At 68.6% G+C, this 19,241-nt stretch carries 4 protein-coding genes (1 of these 4 only partly in view); 3 read left to right on the forward strand and 1 reads right to left on the reverse strand.

From position 1 onward, the window contains the following. From HUA78_RS22060 to HUA78_RS22070, 3 genes are all read left to right on the forward strand, one after another. A protein-coding gene (locus HUA78_RS22060; protein WP_174477079.1) for a non-ribosomal peptide synthase/polyketide synthase crosses the window boundary here: on the forward strand, positions 1-16,370 show its 3' portion. It extends 1,786 nt beyond the left edge of the window; 16,370 of the gene's 18,156 nt are visible here — the last part of the coding sequence; the start codon falls outside the window, past its left edge; the stop codon is at positions 16,368-16,370. Between the two features lie 39 nt (positions 16,371-16,409). Continuing rightward, positions 16,410-17,198: a DUF4336 domain-containing protein gene (locus HUA78_RS22065; RefSeq protein ID WP_174477080.1), complete on the forward strand. Its 789-nt coding sequence runs from the start codon at positions 16,410-16,412 to the stop codon at positions 17,196-17,198. 96 nt (positions 17,199-17,294) lie between these two features. Then, on the forward strand, positions 17,295-18,224 hold the full coding sequence (locus tag HUA78_RS22070; protein ID WP_174477081.1) for a hypothetical protein: 930 nt from the start codon (positions 17,295-17,297) through the stop codon (positions 18,222-18,224). On the opposite strand, the gene HUA78_RS22075 is transcribed toward HUA78_RS22070, so the two are convergent. After that, positions 18,221-19,222, reverse strand: coding sequence for an N-acetylmuramoyl-L-alanine amidase (locus tag HUA78_RS22075; protein ID WP_174467449.1), 1,002 nt, complete (start codon positions 19,220-19,222; stop codon positions 18,221-18,223). The genes HUA78_RS22070 and HUA78_RS22075 overlap by 4 nt on opposite strands. Positions 19,223-19,241 lie beyond the last annotated feature (19 nt).

Below are 19,241 nucleotides of genomic sequence, written 5' to 3' on the forward strand. Positions count from 1 at the left end.
CAGAGCCACTGGCCGGAGCCGGAGACCTCGCGTACCTCATCTACACGTCTGGAAGCACGGGGCGACCCAAGGGGGTGATGGTCGAGCACCGGGGCGTGGTGAACTACCTGACCTGGGCGCAGCGGGCCTATGGGCTCGCGGAGGGCAGCGGCTCGCCCGTGCACTCGCCGCTGTCGTTTGATTTGACGGTGACGAGCCTGGTGGCGCCACTGGTCGCGGGGCGGCCGGTGGTGCTGGTCCCGGAAGACGTGGGCATCGAGGGACTGGGCGAAGCCCTGCGCGCGGGCAACCACTTCAGTCTCGTGAAGCTGACGCCCACCCACCTGCGCATGCTGGCCGCGCAGCTTCGTCCCGAGGAAGCCGCGGGACGCACGCGGGCCTTCGTCATTGGCGGTGAGGCGCTGACGGCCGAGGGCATCGCCTTCTGGCGCGAGCACGCGCCCGACACGCGCCTCATCAACGAGTACGGCCCCACGGAGACGGTGGTGGGCTGCTGCGTGTACACGGTGAGCGCGGCGGACCCGGTGAGTGGTCCGGTGGCCATCGGTCGGCCCATCGCGAACACGCGCCTTTATGTCCTGGATGCGAGCCTGGGCCCGGTGCCGGTGGGCGTGGTGGGAGAGCTGTTCATCGGTGGCGCCGGCGTGGCGAGAGGCTACTGGCGGCGGCCGGAGTTGACGGCGGAGCGCTTCATCCCGGATGCCTTCGGTACGGAGCCGGGGGCGCGGCTGTATCGCACGGGAGACCGCGTGCGCTGGCGCGCGGATGGACGCCTGGAGTACCTGGGCCGCGCGGACTTCCAGGTGAAGGTGCGCGGCTATCGCATCGAGCTGGGCGAGGTCGAGTCCGTGCTGCGGACACACCCCTCGGTGGGCGACGCGGTGGCGGTGGTGCGCGAGGACGTGCCCTCCGGCGCGAGGCTCGTGGCGTATGTGGTGCCCTCCGGCGCACAGCGACCGGAATCCTCCGCGCTGCGCGAGTTCCTGGCGGAGCGGCTGCCCGAGTACATGGTGCCCGCGGCCTTCGTCGTGCTGGAGGCGTTCCCGCTGTCGGACAACGGGAAGGTGGAGCGGCGAGCCCTGCCGGCACCGGAGCTCACGGTGGTGGAGCGGACCGCCGAGATCGCACCACGTGACGCGAAGGAGGAAGCCCTCGCGAGCATCTGGGCCCAGGTGCTGGGGCGTCCCCAGGTCAGCGTGCACGAGGACTTCTTCGAACTGGGGGGCGACTCCATCCTCGGCATCCAGGTCATCTCTCGCGCTGCGCAGGCGGGGTTGCACCTGAGCGCGAAGCAGCTCTTCGACCATCCGACGGTGGCGCGGCTGGCCGCGGTGGTGTCCGAGGCACCCAGGGAAGTCATCGCCCAGGGGCCCGTGACGGGTCCGGTGGAGTTGACGCCCATCCAGCGCTGGTTCCTCGCGCGCGAGCTGTCGGGGGCGCACCACTTCAATCAAGCCCTGCGCTTCACGCTGCGCGAGCGGATGGTGGCCGCGCATCTGGACCGAGCCCTCCAACTCGTGCGCGAGCACCACGACGCCCTGCGCCTGCGCTTCACGAGGGACGGGCAGGGCGGCTGGCATCAAGAGCTGATGGGGTTGGAAGGAACCCTGCCGCTGGAGACGGTGGACTTCTCTCGGTGCGCGCCGGGGGCTCGGAGTGCAGGGGTGGAGGCGTACTCGGCGCGGGTCCAGGAGCGCTTGAAGCCCTCCACGGGAGACGTCGCGCGAGCGGTGCTCTTCGACCTGGGGCCGGAGGTGCCGCAGGAGTTGTTGCTCGTCATCCACCACCTGGCAGTGGATGCCGTCTCGTGGCGGGTGCTGCTGGAGGATCTGCTGTCTGCCTACCAGCGGCTTCGCGCGGACGAGCCCGTGCGACTTCCCGCCAAGACGCTGTCCTATCAGTCCTGGGCCTCGCGCCTGGTGGAGCATGCGCGCACGCCGTCCGCGAGGGAGGAGGCGACCTTCTGGCTCGGGCTCCCCTGGGAGCGGGTGGGCTCGCTTCCCCGTGAGGTGGAGGGAGGCGCCGCCAACACGGAGGGTGCTTCGCGCCTGGTGGAGGTGACGCTGGAGCCTGGGGAGACGCAGGTGTTGCTCCAGGACGTGGCGAAGGCGTTCCGCGCGAAGCCGGATGAGCTGTTGCTGGCCGCGCTCGCGCACGTGCTGCGTCGCTGGACGGGGGCATCGTGCGTGCGGGTGGAGATGGAGGGGCACGGGCGCGAGAACCTCTTCGGAGAGGTGGACCTCTCGCGCACGGTGGGCTGGTTCACCAGCCTGTATCCGGTGCTGGTGGAGTCAATGGGGGATGGGCCCGGGGCGTGGGTGCGAGCGGCGAAGGAGGCCGTGCGGCGCACTCCGTCGAAGGGCGTGGGGTTCGGTGTGCTGCGCTACCTGTCGCCGGACCGGGCGCTGCGCGAGCGACTGAGCGCCTTGCCCGTGCCGGAGGTGGGGTTCAACTATCTGGGGCAGTTCGACAATGTGCTGCCCGCCACGGCGCCGCTGCGCTTGTCGGAGGGCTCGGCGGGGCCCACGCACGCACCAGAAGGGCTGCGCGCGCACCTGCTCGACGTGGACTGCGCCGTCAGCGGCGGCCGGATGCGGCTGATGTTCACCCATGGCTCGGGGATTCATCGGACCGAAACCGTGGAGAGGCTGGCTCACGCGCTGCGAGCGGCCCTGCGGGAACTCATCGCGCATGGGACGTCCGAGGACCCGCGTGGACTGTCACCTCTGGACTTCCCCCTGGCGAAGCTGGGGCAGGGTGCGCTGGAGGGGCTCGCGGACCGGCTGGCCTCCCAGGGACAGCGGCTTCGCGACGTGGAGGACCTGTATCCCCTGTCGCCGTTGCAGCAGGGCATCCTGTTCCACCACCTCCAGGAGGACGAGACCCAGCCCTACTTCAACCAGATCGCCTTCGAGCTGGATGGCGTCCTCGACGTGACGGCGCTGACGGAGGCGTGGCGGCAGGCGGCACAGCGCTTCACCATCCTGCGCACGGCGTTCTTCTGGGAGGGATTGGACGCGCCGCTGCAGGCGGTGATGCGCGACGTGGAGCCCACCGTCTCCGTGGAGGACTGGCGCACGGTGCCTCGGGAGGAACTGGAGGCTCGGGTGTCGGCCTTCTTCGTGGTGGACCGTCGGCGCGGGTTTGAACTCTCCGTCGCGCCGCTGTTCCGGCTGGCGCTGTTTCGCACGGACGAGCGCGTCTGGCGCGTGGTGTTCAGCGTCACGCACCTGTTGCTGGATGGCTGGTCCACGCAGTTGGTGACGCGGGACGTGTTCACCCGGTACGAGGCGCTTCGGCGTGGAGTGACGCCGCCGCGGGGAGATGTCCGGCCCTACCGGGACTTCATCGCGTGGCTGGAGGGGCAGGACCAGGGTGCCGCGAGGGACTTCTGGCGCAAGGCGCTCGTGGGTTTCGCGGAGCCCACGCGATTGAATGTGGGAGGTGTGCCTCGGGGACAGGGGGAGCGGGGGGACGAGGAGGTGCGGCTGGGAGCGGAGGAGACGTCGGCGTTCGTCGCCTTCGCCCGGCAGCAGGGGCTCACACCGGGCACGTTGCTGCAGGGCGCCTGGGCGGTGCTGCTGGGGCGCTACAGCGGCGGCGATGACGTGGTCTTCGGTCTGACGGTCTCCGGACGGCCGCCCGAGCTTGCTGGCATCGAGAGCATGGTGGGCATGTTCATCAATGCCATCCCCGTGCGCGTGCGGATGCCCGCCTCACGGCCCGTGGGGCCGTGGCTGAAGGAACTGCAGTCGTGGTTGCAGGAGGCGCGTCAGTACGAGTCCTCTCCGCTGGTGGAGGTGCGCCGCTGGAGCGAGGTGCCTTCGAGCGAGCCGCTGTTCGAGAGCCTCGTCATCTACGAGAACTATCCGATGGAGGCGGGGCTCTCCACGCCGTCGGATGAGCTGGTGGTGCGCAACCCCACGTCGATGGAGGTGGACCACCACCCGCTGACGTTGATGGCGCTGCCGGGACACGAGCTGGTGCTTCGGCTGACCTATGACGCCAGGCGCTTCGGCGCGACGGGGGTGCGGCGGATGCTGGCGCACCTGCGTCACGTGTTGCGCGAGCTGCGTGAGAAGGTGGAGCGGCCGTTGTCGGAGTTGGCGTTGCTCGACGTGGAGGAGCGACGACAGGTCCTCACCGAGTGGAATCCCCTGGCGCGTGATGCACATGTGCCCGTGGCGGTGTTCCGTCCGGTGGAAGCCCAGATGGCTCGGGTTCCCGAGTCCATCGCCGTCACTGATGGGACGCGGGCGCTGACCTATGCGGAGCTGGAGGCTCGGGCGAATCAGCTCGCGCATCACCTGGCGGAATTGGGAGTTCCCGTCGGGAGCAAGGTGGGCCTGTGTCTGGACAAGAGCCTGGACCTGGCCGTCGCCGTGCTGGGCACGCTCAAGGCGGGGGCCACCTATGTGCCGTTGGATCCGCGCTATCCGGCGGAGCGACTGGCGTTCATGCTGGAGGACTCGGGCGCCGTCGTGGTGCTGAGTCATTCCCGGCTGGGCACGGTGTTGCCGGTGGACTCGCGCGCGCGTCGCGTGTTCATGGACCTGGAGTCCGAGGCGCTGGCGCGTCAGCCGATCCGGGCTCCTGCTCAAGAGGTTCCTCCGGAGTTGGCGTGTTACGTCATCTACACGTCGGGCAGCACGGGGCGGCCCAAGGGCGTGGCGCTGTCGCATCGTGCGCTGTCACATCTGCTGACGTGGCAGCTCGAGCGGTCCGTGATTCCCACGGCGACGACGCTGCAGTTCGCGGCGCTCAGCTTCGATGTGTCCTTCCAGGAGATGTTCTCCACCTGGTGGGCCGGTGGCACGTTGGTGCTGCCCTCGGAGGACGTGCGTCAGGATTTGTCAGCGCTTCTGACGTTCCTGGACAGGCACGCGGTGGAGCGCCTCTTCCTGCCCTTCGTGGCGCTTCAAGCCCTGGCGGAAGTCGCGGTCCAGCGCCCGACGGTGCCCAGAGCGCTGCGCGAAGTGGTGACCGCGGGTGAGCAGCTCCAGGTGACGCCCTCTCTGGTCGCGTTCTTCGAGCGTCTCCCCGGGTGCGTGCTGGAGAATCAATACGGGCCATCGGAGACGCATGTCGTCTCCGCGCACCGGTTGCGGGGGGCGCCTTCATCGTGGCCGCGTCTTCCGTCCATCGGCGCGCCGCTGCCGCACTGCCAGCTCTATGTGTTGGATGCATGGGGACAGCCCTGTCCCGTGGGGATTTCGGGCGAGCTGTTCATCGGTGGCGCGCATCTGGCACACGGGTACGTGGGTCGGCCGGAGCTGACGGCGGAGAAGTTCGTTCCGCATCCGTTCAGCCAGGAGGCTGGCGCCCGGTTGTACCGCACGGGAGACCTGGCCCGATGGACGGCGGAGGGGACGGTGGAGTTCGTGGGTCGCCTGGATGGTCAGGTGAAGCTGCGAGGCTTCCGCATCGAGCTGGGCGAGGTGGAAGCAGCGCTCCGTGCCGCGCCGGGTGTTCGCGATGCGGCCGTGGTGGTGCGTGAGGATGTTCCCGGGGACCGGAGGTTGGTGGGGTACGTCGTCCTCTCGGAGCGGGAGGGGGCGAAGCGGGAGGCCCTGCGCGCGCATGTCGGGGCACATCTGCCCGAGTACATGGTGCCGTCCACGTTCGTGACGCTGGACGCGCTGCCGCTGACGCCGAGTGGCAAGGTGAACCGCAAGGCGCTGCCCGTGGTGGATGCGGGGCGCGAGGGCGTGAGTGCCTATGTTGCGCCGCGCACCGCGACGGAGGACTTGCTGGCGGGGCTCTTCGCGGAGGTGCTCGGACTCGACAGGGTGGGGCTGTACGGCCACTTTTTCGAGCTGGGAGGCCACTCGCTGCTGGCCACGAGGGCCATCTCCCGCGTGCGGAGCGCGTTCGGAGTCGAGCTGCCGCTGCGTGAGCTGTTCGAGGCCCCGACCGTGGCGGAGCTCGCGAGTCGGGTGGATCGACTGAGTCGAGCGGGGGCTGCTCAGGTGGCGCCGCCATTGGTGCCAAGGGAAGACAGGCGTCGGCCTCCAAGGCTGTCCTTCGCGCAGCAGCGCCTGTGGTTCCTGGACCAGCTCGAACCGTTGAGCGCCTCGTACAACGTGCCCGGCGCGGTGCGGATGACGGGGCCGTTGAACCGGGATGCGCTGGCTCGAACGTTCCAGGAACTCGTTCGGCGTCACGAAGCGCTGCGCACCACATTTCGAAGTGTGAACGGCGTCGCCGTGCAGATCGTCGCGCCGGAGTCACCGGTGGTGTTGCACGACGTCGATCTGGAAGGGCTTCCCGAGGAGCGCCGTGAGGCCGAAGCACGTCGTCACGTGGAGCAAGCCGTGTTGCTTCCGTTCGACCTGACGGTGGGGCCGCTGTTGCGAGTGACGCTGGTGAGGCTGTCAGCGGAAGCACATGTGTTGGTGGTGGTGCTGCACCACATCGTGTCGGACGGGTGGTCGACGGAGGTGTTGGTGAGGGAGGTGGCGGCGCTCTACGAGGCGTACGCGGCAGGCAAGCCGTCACCGCTGGGCGAGTTGCCGGTGCAGTACGCGGACTACGCGGAGTGGCAGCGAGGGTGGTTGCAGGGAGAGGTGCTGGAGCAGCAGGTGGAGTACTGGCGGAGGCAATTGGAGGGAGCGCCGAAGGCGTTGGAGTTGGTGACGGACAAGCCGAGGCCGGCGGTGCAGAGCTTCCGAGGGGCCATGTTGGAGAGGCGGTGGCCGAAGGAGCTGTGGAGGAAGGTGGAGGAGGCGAGCCGGAGGGAGGGAGCGACGCCCTTCATGGTGTTGCTGGCGGCGTACCAGGTGGTGCTGGCGAGGTACGCGGGGCAGGAAGAAGTGGTGGTGGGGTTTCCGATAGCGGGACGTACGCACGCGGAGACGGAAGGGCTGATTGGGTACTTCGCGAACACGTTGGTGCTGAGGGGGCGAGTCCGCGAGGAGGAGAGCTTCCGGGAATTGGTGGGGAGGGCGAGGGAGGTGACGTTGGGTGCGTACGCGCACCAGGACGTGCCGTTCGAGAAGTTGGTGGAGGAGTTGGTGCCGCGGAGGGACATGAGCCGCAGTCCGCTCTTCCAGGTGTCGTTGACGTTGCAGAACACGCCTGGGGTGGAGGTGAAGCTGGGGGAGGGGTTGGTGCTGAAGGGGCTGGAGACGGACACGAAGACGTCGAAGTTCGACTTCTCGTTGCTGGTGGGGGAGGACGCGGAGGGGATGGGGGTGTCGCTGAACTACAACAGCGACCTGTACGAGGAGGGGACGGCGGCGAGGTTGGTGGAGCACGTGAGGGTGGTGTTGGAGGGGGCGGTGGAGGGGTTGGAGAAGAAGGTGTGGCAAGTGCCGCTGGTGGGGGTGGAGGAGCAGCGGCGACTGGTGCGCGAGTGGAGCGGGCGAGAGAAGAGAGGCGCGCGCGGGCACGAGACGCTGGCAGCCCACTTCGAAGCCCAGGTGGAGCAGACGCCGGGCGCGGTGGCGGTGGAGTGCGGCGAGGAGTCGCTGACGTACGCGCAGCTCAACGAGCGAGCCAACCAGCTGGCGCACCACCTGAGGGGGGTGGGAGTAGGCCCCGAGGTGAGGGTGGGGCTGTGCGTGGAGCGCGGGGTGGAGTGGGTGGTGTCGGTGCTGGGAGTGGTGAAGGCGGGAGGGGCGTACGTGCCGCTGGAGGCAGGAGTGCCGGCGGAGCGGTTGAGGTGGATGAAGAGGGAAGCGGGAGTGGCGGTGGTGGTGGGGACGGACGCGCAGGTGGAGGAAGTGGCGGAGAGCGCGGACGTGGTGGTGAGCGTGGACGGAGAGGGCTCCACGATTGCGCGCCAGCCGCGAAGCAACCCGAGTCTCCGAGGCAGCGGAGGCAACCTGGCGTATGTGATGTACACGTCGGGAAGCACGGGGACGCCGAAGGGCGTGGGAGTGCCGCAGAGGGCAGTGGCAAGGCTGGTGCTGGGAGCCAGCTACGCGCGCTTCGGCGCGGATGAAGTGTGGTTGCAACTGGCGCCCGTGTCGTTCGACGCGTCGACGTTGGAGGTATGGGGCGCGTTGCTGCACGGGGCGAAGTTGGTGGTGTACCCGGCGAAGGAAGTGTCGCTGGAGGAAGTGGGCCGCGAGCTGACGAAGAGTGGAGTGACGTCGTTGTGGCTGACGGCGGCGCTCTTCGAGCAGATGCAGGCGTATCAGCCGGAAGCGCTGAAGGGCGTGCGTCAGGTGCTGGCGGGAGGAGACGTGCTGCCGGCGCAGCGAGTCCGAGAGCGACTGCGGCAGGGAGGCACGCTCATCAACGGGTATGGGCCGACGGAGAACACGACCTTCACGACGGCGTACCGGATGGAGGGAGAGGCCGCGGCAGGAGCGCGAGGCATTCCGATTGGGAAGCCCGTGGAAGGCACAGAGGTGTACGTGCTGGACGCGCGAATGAATCCGGTGGCGGTGGGAGTGCCGGGAGAGCTGTACGCGGGAGGAGAGGGGCTGGCGCAGGGGTACGTGGGGCGTCCCGACTGGGCAGCGGAGCGCTTCGTGCCAAGCCCATTTGGAGAAGGCGAGCGGCTGTACCGGACGGGGGACGTGGTGAGGTGGCGGGGGGACGGGGTGCTGGAGTTCCTGGGCCGTCGAGACAGTCAGGTGAAGGTGAGGGGATACCGGATTGAGTTGGGGGAGGTGGAGGAGGGGCTGAAGCAGCAGGCGGGGGTGAAGGAAGCCGTGGCGGTGGTGAGGGAGGAGCGGGGGGACAAGAAGCTGGTGGGGTACGTGGTGGGGACGGGGTTGGACGCCAGCGTGGTGAAGGAAGGGCTGCGGAGGAAGCTGCCGGAGTACCTGGTGCCGACGGTGGTGGTGGTACTGGAGGCGCTGCCGCTGACGGCGAATGGGAAGGTGGACCGCGGGGCGTTGCCAGCACCGGAGGACGTGACGCAGGCCGTGGAGGAGTACGAGGCGCCGCGAGAAGGGATGGAAGCGAAGCTGGCGGAAGTCTTCGCGGAGGTGCTGGGCGCGAAGCGAGTGGGGAGGAAGGACGACTTCTTCGAGCTGGGCGGGCACTCGCTGCTGGCGACGCAGGTGGTGGCGAGAGTGCGCGCGCTGACCGGCGTGGACCTCCCGCTGCGCACGCTCTTTGAAGCACCTACGCTCGAAGCCCTGGCCGCGCGCATCGACTCCTCGCGCGAAGCAGGTCCGTCGTCCGAGGCGTTTCCCTTGGTCGCGCTGCCGCGCACGGGGATGCCGCCGTTGTCCTTCGCGCAGCATCGACTGTGGTTCTTCGACCAGCTCTCTCCGGGCAGCGCGGCCTACAACATCCCCATCCACCTTCAAGTGGAAGGTGCGCTGAACCTCGTTGCCCTCCAGCGAGCGTTCTCCGCGCTGGTGGCGCGGCATGAGGCGCTGCGCACCACCTTCGCCCTGCATGAGGGCGAGCCTGTTCAGGTCATCCACCCTCCCACGGACTTCCCGCTCGCGGTGGAAGACCTCGGTCAACTGACTGAGCTGGAGCGAGAGGCAGAGGCTCGTCGTCGAGCTGTCGAGGACTCGCTGCGTCCGTTCGACCTGGGACAGAAGTGGCTCGTGCGAGCCACGTTGTCGCGGCTGGAGCCCGAGGTGCATGTGCTCTCGCTGGTGATGCACCACATCATCGCGGATGGCTGGTCCCTCGGCGTGTTGGTGCGCGAGTTGAGCACGCTCTATGTCGCCTTCTCCGAGGGCCGTGCTTCACCGCTCGCCGCGCTCCCGGTGCAGTACGCGGACTACGCACGCTGGCAGCGCGAGTGGCTGAGTGGTGAGCGACTGGAAGCGCAGCTCGACGGCTGGCGCAAGCGCCTGGCGGGAGCACCTCCCCACCTGGAGCTGCCCACGGATGGTCCAAGGCCCGCGATTCTGTCGCACCGGGGCGCCACGGTGCCGGTGCGACTTTCGAGGGAGCTGAGCGACGCCATCGGAGCACTGGCCCGCGCCGAGGGGGCCACGCCTTTCATGGTGTTGCTCGCGGCGTTCCAGGTGTTGCTGGCGCGCTATTCGGGTCAGGAAGACGTGAGCGTGGGCTCGCCCATCGCGGGCCGGAGGTACGCGGAGACGGAGGGCCTCATCGGCTTCTTCGTCAACACGCTGGTCCTGCGAGCCCAGGCACGGCCTCGGGACACGTTCCGTGAGCTGCTGGCCCAGGTGCGGGAGACCACGCTGGGCGCCTACGAGCACCAGGACCTTCCGTTCGAGAAGCTGGTGGAAGCGCTCCATCCCGTGCGCGACCTGAGTCGCACCGCGCTGTTCCAGGTCCTCTTCGTCCTGCAGAACGCGCCGGTGGAGGCCCTGGAGTTGCCCGCGCTGTCGTTGAAGCCGGTGCCGACCGAGGGCACGGAGTCCGCGCGCTTCGAGCTGTCGTTGAACCTGAGTGAGTCGGCCGAGGGTTTCGCGGGGACGCTGCTGTTCAACTCGGACCTGTTCCTGGCGTCCACGGCGGCCCGGATGGTCTCCCACCTCCAGGTCTTGCTGGAGTCCATCACCGCGAACCCGGAGCAGCGCCTCGACGCGCTCCCGCTGATGACGGCCTCCGAGCGTCGACACGTCCTGGAGTCCTGGTCCACCGCGACCGCTGATGCCCCGTTCGAGGCCGCGCTGCTGCACCAGCTCATCGAACGACAGGTGGCTCGTACACCGGACGCGCCGGCCGTGTGCTGTGAGGAGACGGTGCTCTCGTATCGGCAGCTCGATGCTCGGGCGAATCAGCTCGCGCATCATCTGCGAGCCTTGGGCGTGGGACCGGACGTCCCGGTGGCGCTGTGTCTGGAGCGGAGCGCGGAGCTGGTGGTCGCGTTGCTGGGTGTCCTGAAGGCGGGTGGCGCATATGTGCCGCTGGAGCCGTCGCAGCCCGCCTCTCGCCTGTGCCTGATGGTGGAAGAGGTCGCCGCGCCCGTGGTGGTGACGGAGTCACGTCACGAGGCCTTGTTCCAGGCCTGTGCGGCGCGAAGAGTGCAACTGGACACCGAGGCGGAGCAGCTCGCCCTCCAGCGAGTGGATGCTCCGGACCATCGAGGTGCGTCGGAGAATCTGGCGTACGTGTTGTTCACGTCGGGGAGCACCGGGCGCCCGAAGGGCGTGGCCGTGTCGCATGGCGCGCTCGTCAACTACGTCCAGGCCGCGACGGAGCGGTTGAAGTTGAGCGAGTGCTCCAGCTTCGCGCTGGTGTCCACATTCGGCGCGGACCTGGGGAACACGGTGTTGTTCCCCGCGCTGTGCACGGGTGGTGTGCTGCATGTGCTCACCGCGGAGCGCGCGGGGAATCCCGTGGGAGTCGCGGAGTACTTCCAGCGTCACGGCGTGGACTGCGTGAAGATCGTCCCCGCGCATCTGTCCGCGCTGTTGACTGCGCCAGCACCGGCTCGGGTGCTTCCGCGCAAGAGACTGGTGCTGGGAGGCGAGTCATCCACCTGGGCGTTGCTGGAGCAGGTGCGTGCCCTGGCCCCGGAGTGCGAGGTGTTCAACCACTACGGCCCCACGGAGACGACGGTGGGGGTGCTCGCGGGTGGGGTTGATACGGGCGAGGCGATTGTTGCGCCTCACTCGACGCCCGCTCGTGCGGATGCGGGTCCGTCGACACGACGGGGTGCGGTGCCCTTGGGTCGACCCCTGGCGAATGCGCGGGTGTATGTGCTCGATGACGAGCTTCGGCCGGTGCCAGTCGGTGTTCCGGGCGAGCTGTTCATCGGAGGGGCGCAAGTCGCTCGTGGCTACCTGTCGCGCGCCGAGCTGACGGCGGAACGGTTTGGTCCAGACCCGTTCAGTGCCGTGCCGGGAGCGCGGATGTACCGCACGGGGGATCGCGTGCGGTGGCTCGCGGATGGGCGGGTGGAGTTCCTCGGCCGCTCTGACTTCCAGGTGAAGGTGCGCGGCTTCCGAGTGGAGCCGGGAGAAGTGGCAGCGGTCCTGCGCGAGCATCCCTCGGTGAAGGATGCGGTGGTGGTGGCCCGTGAGGATACGCCTGGAGACCAGCGCCTGGTCGCGTACGTCCTCGCGGGTTCGGGGCAGGCGGCGGAGGTGGGGGCCTTGCGAGGGTTCCTCCAGGAGCGTCTGCCGGCGCACATGGTGCCCTCGGCCTTCATGTGGCTGGACGTGTTGCCGCTGACACTGAACGGAAAGTTGGATCGTCGAGCGCTGCCAGTGCCCGAGTCCGGAGCCGTGGTGTCGGGAGCCGCGCATGTTCCGCCCGCCACGCCGATGGAGGAGGCGCTGGCTTCCATCTGGGCAGAGGTCTTGCGAGTCGAGCGGGTGGGTCGACACGATGACTTCTTCGCCTTGGGTGGACATTCGCTCGTCGCGACGCGAGTGGTGGCTCGTCTGCGTGCGTCGCTGGGAGTGGAAGTCCCCCTGCGAGCGCTCTTCGAGGCGCCCACGCTGGAGGCGTTGGCGAGGAAGGTGGACCAGGTCGCGCGAGCCGTCTCGTTGCCCGCGCTGCGACCTTCGCCTCGGAAGAGCGCGCTGCCGTTGTCCTTCGCGCAGCAGCGACTGTGGTTCCTGGATCGGCTTGAACCGGGGAGCGTTGCGTATAACGTTCCGACGGCACTCCGGTTGGATGGGCCGCTCGATGTGGATGCGCTGGAGCGAGCCTTCGCGGAAGTGGTGCGTCGTCACGAGAGCTTGCGCACCTGCTTCCCTGATGAAGGAGGTGTCCCCGTCCAGGTCATCCAGCCTCCGACGGCGTTCCAGCTTCAGCGAGTCGAACTGCCCGAGGATGAAGCCACGGTGCTGCGCTGGGTGGGTGAAGAAGTCGCAAGGCCCTTCGACCTGAAGAGTGGGCCGCTGCTGCGAGTGACGCTGGTGAGGCTGTCAGCGGAGTCGCACGTGCTGGTGGTGGTGCTGCACCACATCGTGTCGGACGGGTGGTCGACAGCGGTGCTGGTGAGGGAGGTGGTGGCGCTCTACGAGGCGTATGCGGCGGGGAAGCCGTCACCGCTGGGCGAGTTGCCGGTGCAGTACGCGGACTACGCGGCCTGGCAGCGCGGCTGGCTGCAGGGCGACGCCCTGGAGAAGCAGCTGTCCTGGTGGCGCCAGGAAATGGCAGGGGCCGCCCAGGCTCTGGAGTTGCCCACCGACAGGCCTCGCTCCTCGAATGGTTCCGCACGCGCGGCCGCCGTTCCCATCCGCATCCGTCGCGAGTCCACCGAGGCGCTGCGTGCTCTCTGCCAGCAGGAGGGACTCACGCCCTTCATGGGCATGCTGGCCATCTGGCAGTTGCTGCTGGCCCGCTACTCCGGCCAGGACGATGTCTGCGTGGGTTCGCCCATCGCCGGCCGCCGCTTCGCGGAGCTCGAAGGGCTCATCGGCTTCTTCGTCAATACGCTCGTCCTCCGCGCCCGCATCGACTCCCGTGCCACCTTCCGCGAGCTGCTCGTCCAGGTGCGCAAGAACACCCTGGCTGCCTACGAGCACCAGGACATCCCCTTCGAGAAGCTCGTCGAGGAGCTCCATCCCGAGCGCAACCTGAGCCGCTCACCGCTCTTCCAGGTCATGTTCGAACTGCATGCCCTGGGCGAGTCGCGGCGCTCGCACGCGGGCCTGGAGCTGTCGCCTCTTGGCCTCAACCCTGGCAACGCCAAGTTCGAGCTCATCCTCGATATGGGCTTCGTCGAGGACGGGAGCCTGGAGGGACGGCTCGAGTACAATACGGACCTGTTCGACGCCTCCACGGCCGAGCGAATGATGCGGCACCTGGAGGTGCTGATCTCGGCCGTGCTGGCCCGCCCGGATGCGCCGCTCGCCACCTGCTCTCTGTTGCCCGGCGAGGAGCGCGAGCAACTGCTGTCGCGGTGGAGTGGCACCCAGGCCGCCTTCCCGCATCAGGCCTGCCTCCACGAGCTGGTCATCCCGGCCTCGCGCGACCTCGACTCGGTGGCCATCGAGTCCAGCTCCGGCGCGCTCACCTACCGCGAGCTGGAGCGCCGCGCCAATCAGCTCGCCTGGCACCTGCGCTCCCTGGGCGTGGGCCCGGAGGTCCGCGTCGCCCTGTGCATGGAGCGCTCGCCGGAGCTGATCGTGAGCATGCTCGGCGTCCTCAAGGCCGGTGGCGCCTACGTGCCACTCGACCCGATGCAGCCTCCCGTGCGTCTGGCCTTCATGCTCCAAGACTGCGGGGCCACCGTGCTCCTCACCCAGCAGCCGTTCGCGGCACGCCTGCCTGCCTTCTCCGGCGCCACCGTGTGCGTCGACACGGCCGAGCTCTCCCGCCAGCGAGAGGACGCCCCGGTCTCCGGCGTGATGGCGGAGAACCTCGCCTACGTCATCTACACCTCGGGCTCCACCGGCCAGCCCAAGGGCGTGCTCGTCACCCACCGCGCCGTCTGCAACCTCGTCCACTGGGAGAAGCAGGCGTATGCCCTGGGGCCGTCCAGCCAGGTCCTCCAATTCGCCAACCCCAGCTTCGACCTCTCCGTCGAGGAGATCTTCAGCACGCTGACCGCGGGCGGAACCCTGCATGTCCTCACCACCGAGCAGGCCATGCCAGGGCCGGCGCTGCACGAGCTGCTGCGGCGCTCGTCCATCTCCGTCCTCAGCCTCACCCCCGCGGTGCTGGCGGCGACCGCCGCTGAAGAGCTGCCGGCGCTGCGCACGGTCATCTCTGGCGGCGAGGCCTGCTCGGCCGAGCTCGTGTCGCGCTGGGCTCCGGGCCGGACCTTCCTCAACACCTACGGCCCCACTGAGGCCACGGTGGTGGCGACGCTCCGCGAGTGCGCGCCGCAAGAGGGACAGCCGCCGCCCATTGGCCGCCCCCTGACGAATGTGCGGGTGTACGTCCTCGACGAGCGCCTGGAGCCCGTGCCCGTGGGCCTGCCCGGTGAGCTGTTCATCGGCGGGGTGCAGCTCGCGCGCGGCTACCTCGGCCGTCCGGAGCTGACGGCGGAGAGCTTCATCCCGCACCCGTTCAGCACCGAGCCCGGCGCGCGTCTCTACCGCACCGGCGACGTGGTGCGCTGGCGGGCGGATGGGCAGCTCGCCTTCGTCGGCCGCGCCGACGACCAGGTGAAGCTCCGCGGCCTGCGCATCGAGCTGGGCGAGGTGGAGTCCGCGCTGCACCAGCACCCGGAGGTGCGCGAGGCCGTGGCCCTGGTGCGCGAGGACGTCCCCGGCGACAAGCGACTGGTGGCCTACGTCGTGCCACGCCAGGAGGCGGGGCCCGAGCCCCTCGCCCTGCGTGGTTTCCTCCAGGAGCGGATCCCCAAGTACATGGTCCCCTCCGCGTTCGTGGTGATGGCAGCCCTGCCGCTCACCGCCAACGGCAAGGTGGATCGCCGTGCGCTGCCCGTGCCGGATACCACCCGAGCCGCGCAGGACCGGTACGAGGCGCCGCGCAATGACACGGAGCAGCAGCTCGCCGCCCTCTGGAGCGAGGTCCTCGGCGTCGAGAAGGTCGGCATCCACGACGACTTCTTCGAGCTAGGCGGGCACTCACTGCTGGCGACGCAGGTGGTCGCGAGGGTGCGCGCGCGGACCGGTGTGGACGTCCCATTGCGCGCGCTCTTCGAGGCACCCACGGTGGAACAGCTCGCGTCCTGGGTGGAAGGGACTCGCGCGGGTGGCTCGGTCAGAGACTGCGTGACGTTGCAGGCGGAGGGCTCGGGCACGCCGGTGTTCTTCGTTCACGCGGTGGGGGGCGCGGTGGGCCCCTACCGGCTGTTCGCGCGCACGCTGGGAACGGAGCGGCCCTTCTACGGGCTCCAGGCGCCTGGGCTGGACGGAGACGAGGCGCCGTTGGAGCAGGTGGAAGCGTTGGCTCGTCGCTACATCGCATCCATGCGCGCTGTGCAGCCGGAGGGTCCCTACATCCTGGGCGGCTGGTCCATGGGTGGCGTCGTCGCTTTCGAGATGGCGCGTGAACTGGAGCGACAGGGGCAGCGGGTGGAACAACTCGTGCTCCTCGACAGCTTCGCTCCAGGGGACGAATCCCTCATGACCGTGCCCGAGGACGCGCTGTTGCTCACGGGCATGGCGATGGATCTGGCGCGTGCGGCGGGGTCGGAATCGACGCTGCGTCCGGAGTTGCTCATGGGCCTTACGGAAGACGGGCAGCTCGCCCGATTCGCCGAACATGCACGTGTCGCCGGCTGGCTGCCTCCCGAGGTCCGGGACACCGACCTTCGAGCCTGGCGAGACGTGACGCGAGCAAACCTCCGAGCACTGTCCACGTATCGTCCAGGACCCTACGCCGGGCCCATGCTGCTTCTCCGCGCGAAGGACGCGAGGCGCGAGCGGGCCGTGGACGCGAGCCATGGGTGGTCGCGCTGGGTCCCACCGGGACAGCTCAAGCTGGAGGACGTCGCCGGTGACCATTACAGCATGCTGCGAGCGCCGTACGTCCATGCACTGGCCTCGCGACTGGCGCGCATCCTCGGGGACGAAGAGGCTGACGAGGATCGGGACGCGGGCACATAGTCGAGGTGCGCGTCGTCCCGGAGTTGTTATGACAGGGCCATGACGACTGGAAACCGCGAGAGCGCCCACGAACTCAGCGAGTGGACCGATGGGATACGTCCCTATGGTCCACTCTCGACGCTCAAGCCGCTCGCCGAAGGACTCTGGTGGGTGGACGGGCCCGTCGCGAAGATGAGTGTTGGCCCGGTGTCCCTGCCGTTCCCCACGCGCATGGTCATCATCCGGCTGCGCTCGGGGGGCTTGTGGCTCTGGTCTCCCACGGCGCCAACCCCCGCGCTGTTCGCGGAAGTCGATGCACTCGGGAGCGTCGAGCATCTCGTCTCGCCCAACAGGTTTCACTACGCGGCCATCCCGGCCTGGAAGGCGCGCTACCCGCACGCGACGGTCTGGGCCTCCCCGAGAGTTCGTGAGCGCGCACGCTCGCAGAAGCTCGATGTTCCATTCGATGCCGACCTCCAGGATGGCGCCCCCGAGGCCTGGGCGAATGACTTCGAACAGCTCATCTTCCGAGGGAGTCGCTTCGTCGAAGAGGTCGTGTTCTTCCACAAGGACTCCGCGACGTTGATCCTCGCGGACATGGTCATGGCGCTCGAAAAGGAGCGCATCCGGCCTCGCTTCCGGTGGCTGCTCACCCTCGGTGGCACCATGTGGCCGGGACAGACACCTCGTGAGGTGCAGGCGACAGCCTGGGGACGAAAGCCTCAAGCGCGTGCCTGCTATCAGCAAATGCTTGGATGGCAGCCTCAGCGGGTGCTCTTGGCGCATGGTCGCTGCTATCTCGACGACGCGGTGGCCCAGCTCGAGCGTGCCTTCGCCTGGCTGCGCTGACCCTCCATCGTGACCGGCGAGTGAACCATGCGACCTGAATCAGGAGATACGAGAGCCTGCGCCATCTGCGGGAGCACGGACCCGGATCGTCTTTCAGTGAAGATCGATGGCTCCGTCTGCCCATTCCCTGAAGACGATGAACTCTCGCGCTTCAGTGACGCGCGGCTGCACCTCGACTGCCTCTCCCGCTGGGAACATCGGATTCGCTTCTCTCGGGGCTACTACGACCTTGCGAGAGACGAAGCGCCAACCGGTGGTCCTGTGCGATCCCTACTTCTAGCGGAGGGAGACGCTTGGGTCTTCACGTCCTACACCCTCGGCCGACGTGAAGTGAGGCGTGAGCCCACCTCGTTGACCATTCAGCTCGCTGACTGGCCGGTCCAAATCTACTTCTTGGCCGCGATGTGGCCTGCCCCGCTCACCCGGAGGCTGCGAAGCAAGCGCGTGGGTGACGTGTGGGAAGTGGCCAATGAGGCCATGAACCAAATCATCCAGCTCGCGCCCGACATGGACGCGCTGCGGGAGATGTACCGACAAGCCATCGAGCGTCGGGCTGTAGCTCCGTTCAGCCCCCCCAAGAGAGAGGGCTTCGTGCGGAGATATCGCAAGACGAGAAGTTATCTCCCCTCCTTCACCCCCGAAGAACAGGCTGTCCTGGATGACCTGACGGCCAGGCGTCACGCCAGGGGGAAGCGCCTTTCGTCCGAAATCCTCCTGGAGAGCTGGTTGCGATTCGCGGAGGACGTGGGCGACACCAAGAGCCTGGCGGAGGAGTTCGCGGAGTATCTGTATCGGCGCGATGCGGTGGAGCATCTGCTGGGCGAATGCTCTGCTCCTCTCGTGGAGAAGCTCAGGTCCCTGGTCGCCGCTGCCGATGAGAAGTACCGGGCTGCGACGGTCGATGATGCGGGACGCGCTCTCTCCAGGTGGTGGTCGGTCGAAGCGGGAAGTGACTGGTGGTGGCAGCGTCGTCCCACCACCGGGCCACTCAGTGACCTCCTCGACAGTCGAAGGGACAGAACCTAGCGGCTGTTCGCCTGGGGCGCGGCGACGAGAGATGGCGTGAAGGCGTCCACGAGCCCCTGGGTCACCGCGGAGCCAAAGGCCTCCAGCGTGCGCTCCTCGCGCCACCGCGCGGCCTCCTCGAAGTCGAGCGCATGGTGCGTCTCGATGATGACGGAGGGGATGGTCGGCTTGCGCAGCACGAAGATGCGTCGGTGCGTGGGCTCTCTCGCTACGAAGACCCCGGCCTGCGCGGAGTCAGCGGCATAGAGCCCCGTGTAGTCCACGCCGTCGTAGTGCAGGAATCCCACCTGGGACAGGTTCCGGGCGAGCGCCCGCGCCAGCATGGCCCGTCGTGCTTGGAGGGGCGGATCGGCCTCCTCGGACCAGAGCACGCTGAACCCAGGCGTCTCATCTTGCCGGTTGCACTCCTGGCCCGCCGTGGGTGACCACGGGTGCGCCGTCCCCCGGGAGTCCGAGTGCAGACTCACCAGCACATGCGCGCCCCAACGCTCGGCCTCCGCGAGCCGGTCCGCGTAGGCGACCCGCTGCCCCGACTTGCGGCTGATGCGCACGTCGAAGCGCCCCGTGGCTTCCAGGCGCCGAGCCAGGTCCTCCGCCACGCGCAACGTGAAGACCTCTTCGTCCTCACAGGTGACGGACCGGGTGCCGGTGTTCCCCTCCGCCCCATGTCCCGCGTCCAGGTACACGCGCTGCTTGCCGAAGCCCTGGGGAAAGCGTGCCGACACCAGCGTCAGGGGCGCCCCGGAAGCGGGCCATTTCGGTGACGAGCGAAGGGCCTCGGGCTCCCCGGACGGCGGCTTCGTCGGAGGTTCGACGACCACGCCCTTGGGTTCGGCCGGCGCGGTGGGAAGGGAGGTGCGGTTGCCCTCCACCGACTCCTTCACCGCGGCCGGGTCGACGGGCAGGGGGGCCGGTTTCGCCTCCGTCGAGGCTCGCAGGCACGCGGGCCCGGCGAGCAGGATGAAGCCCAGTCCCCACACTCCAGCGGATTTGGTCATGGCAGGTGCGACGCCTGGC

It is taken from the genome of Myxococcus sp. CA033 (genome assembly GCF_013336625.1).
GTDB classification, from domain to species: Bacteria; Myxococcota; Myxococcia; order Myxococcales; family Myxococcaceae; genus Myxococcus; species Myxococcus llanfairpwllgwyngyllgogerychwyrndrobwllllantysiliogogogochensis.

Bases quoted from the DNA above. Each gene is read 5' to 3' on its own strand.
- HUA78_RS22065 (WP_174477080.1), top strand. From the start codon at position 16,410: ATGACGACTGGAAACCGCGAGAGCGCCCACGAACTCAGCGAGTGGACC.
- HUA78_RS22075 (WP_174467449.1), bottom strand. From the start codon at position 19,222: ATGACCAAATCCGCTGGAGTGTGGGGACTGGGCTTCATCCTGCTCGCC.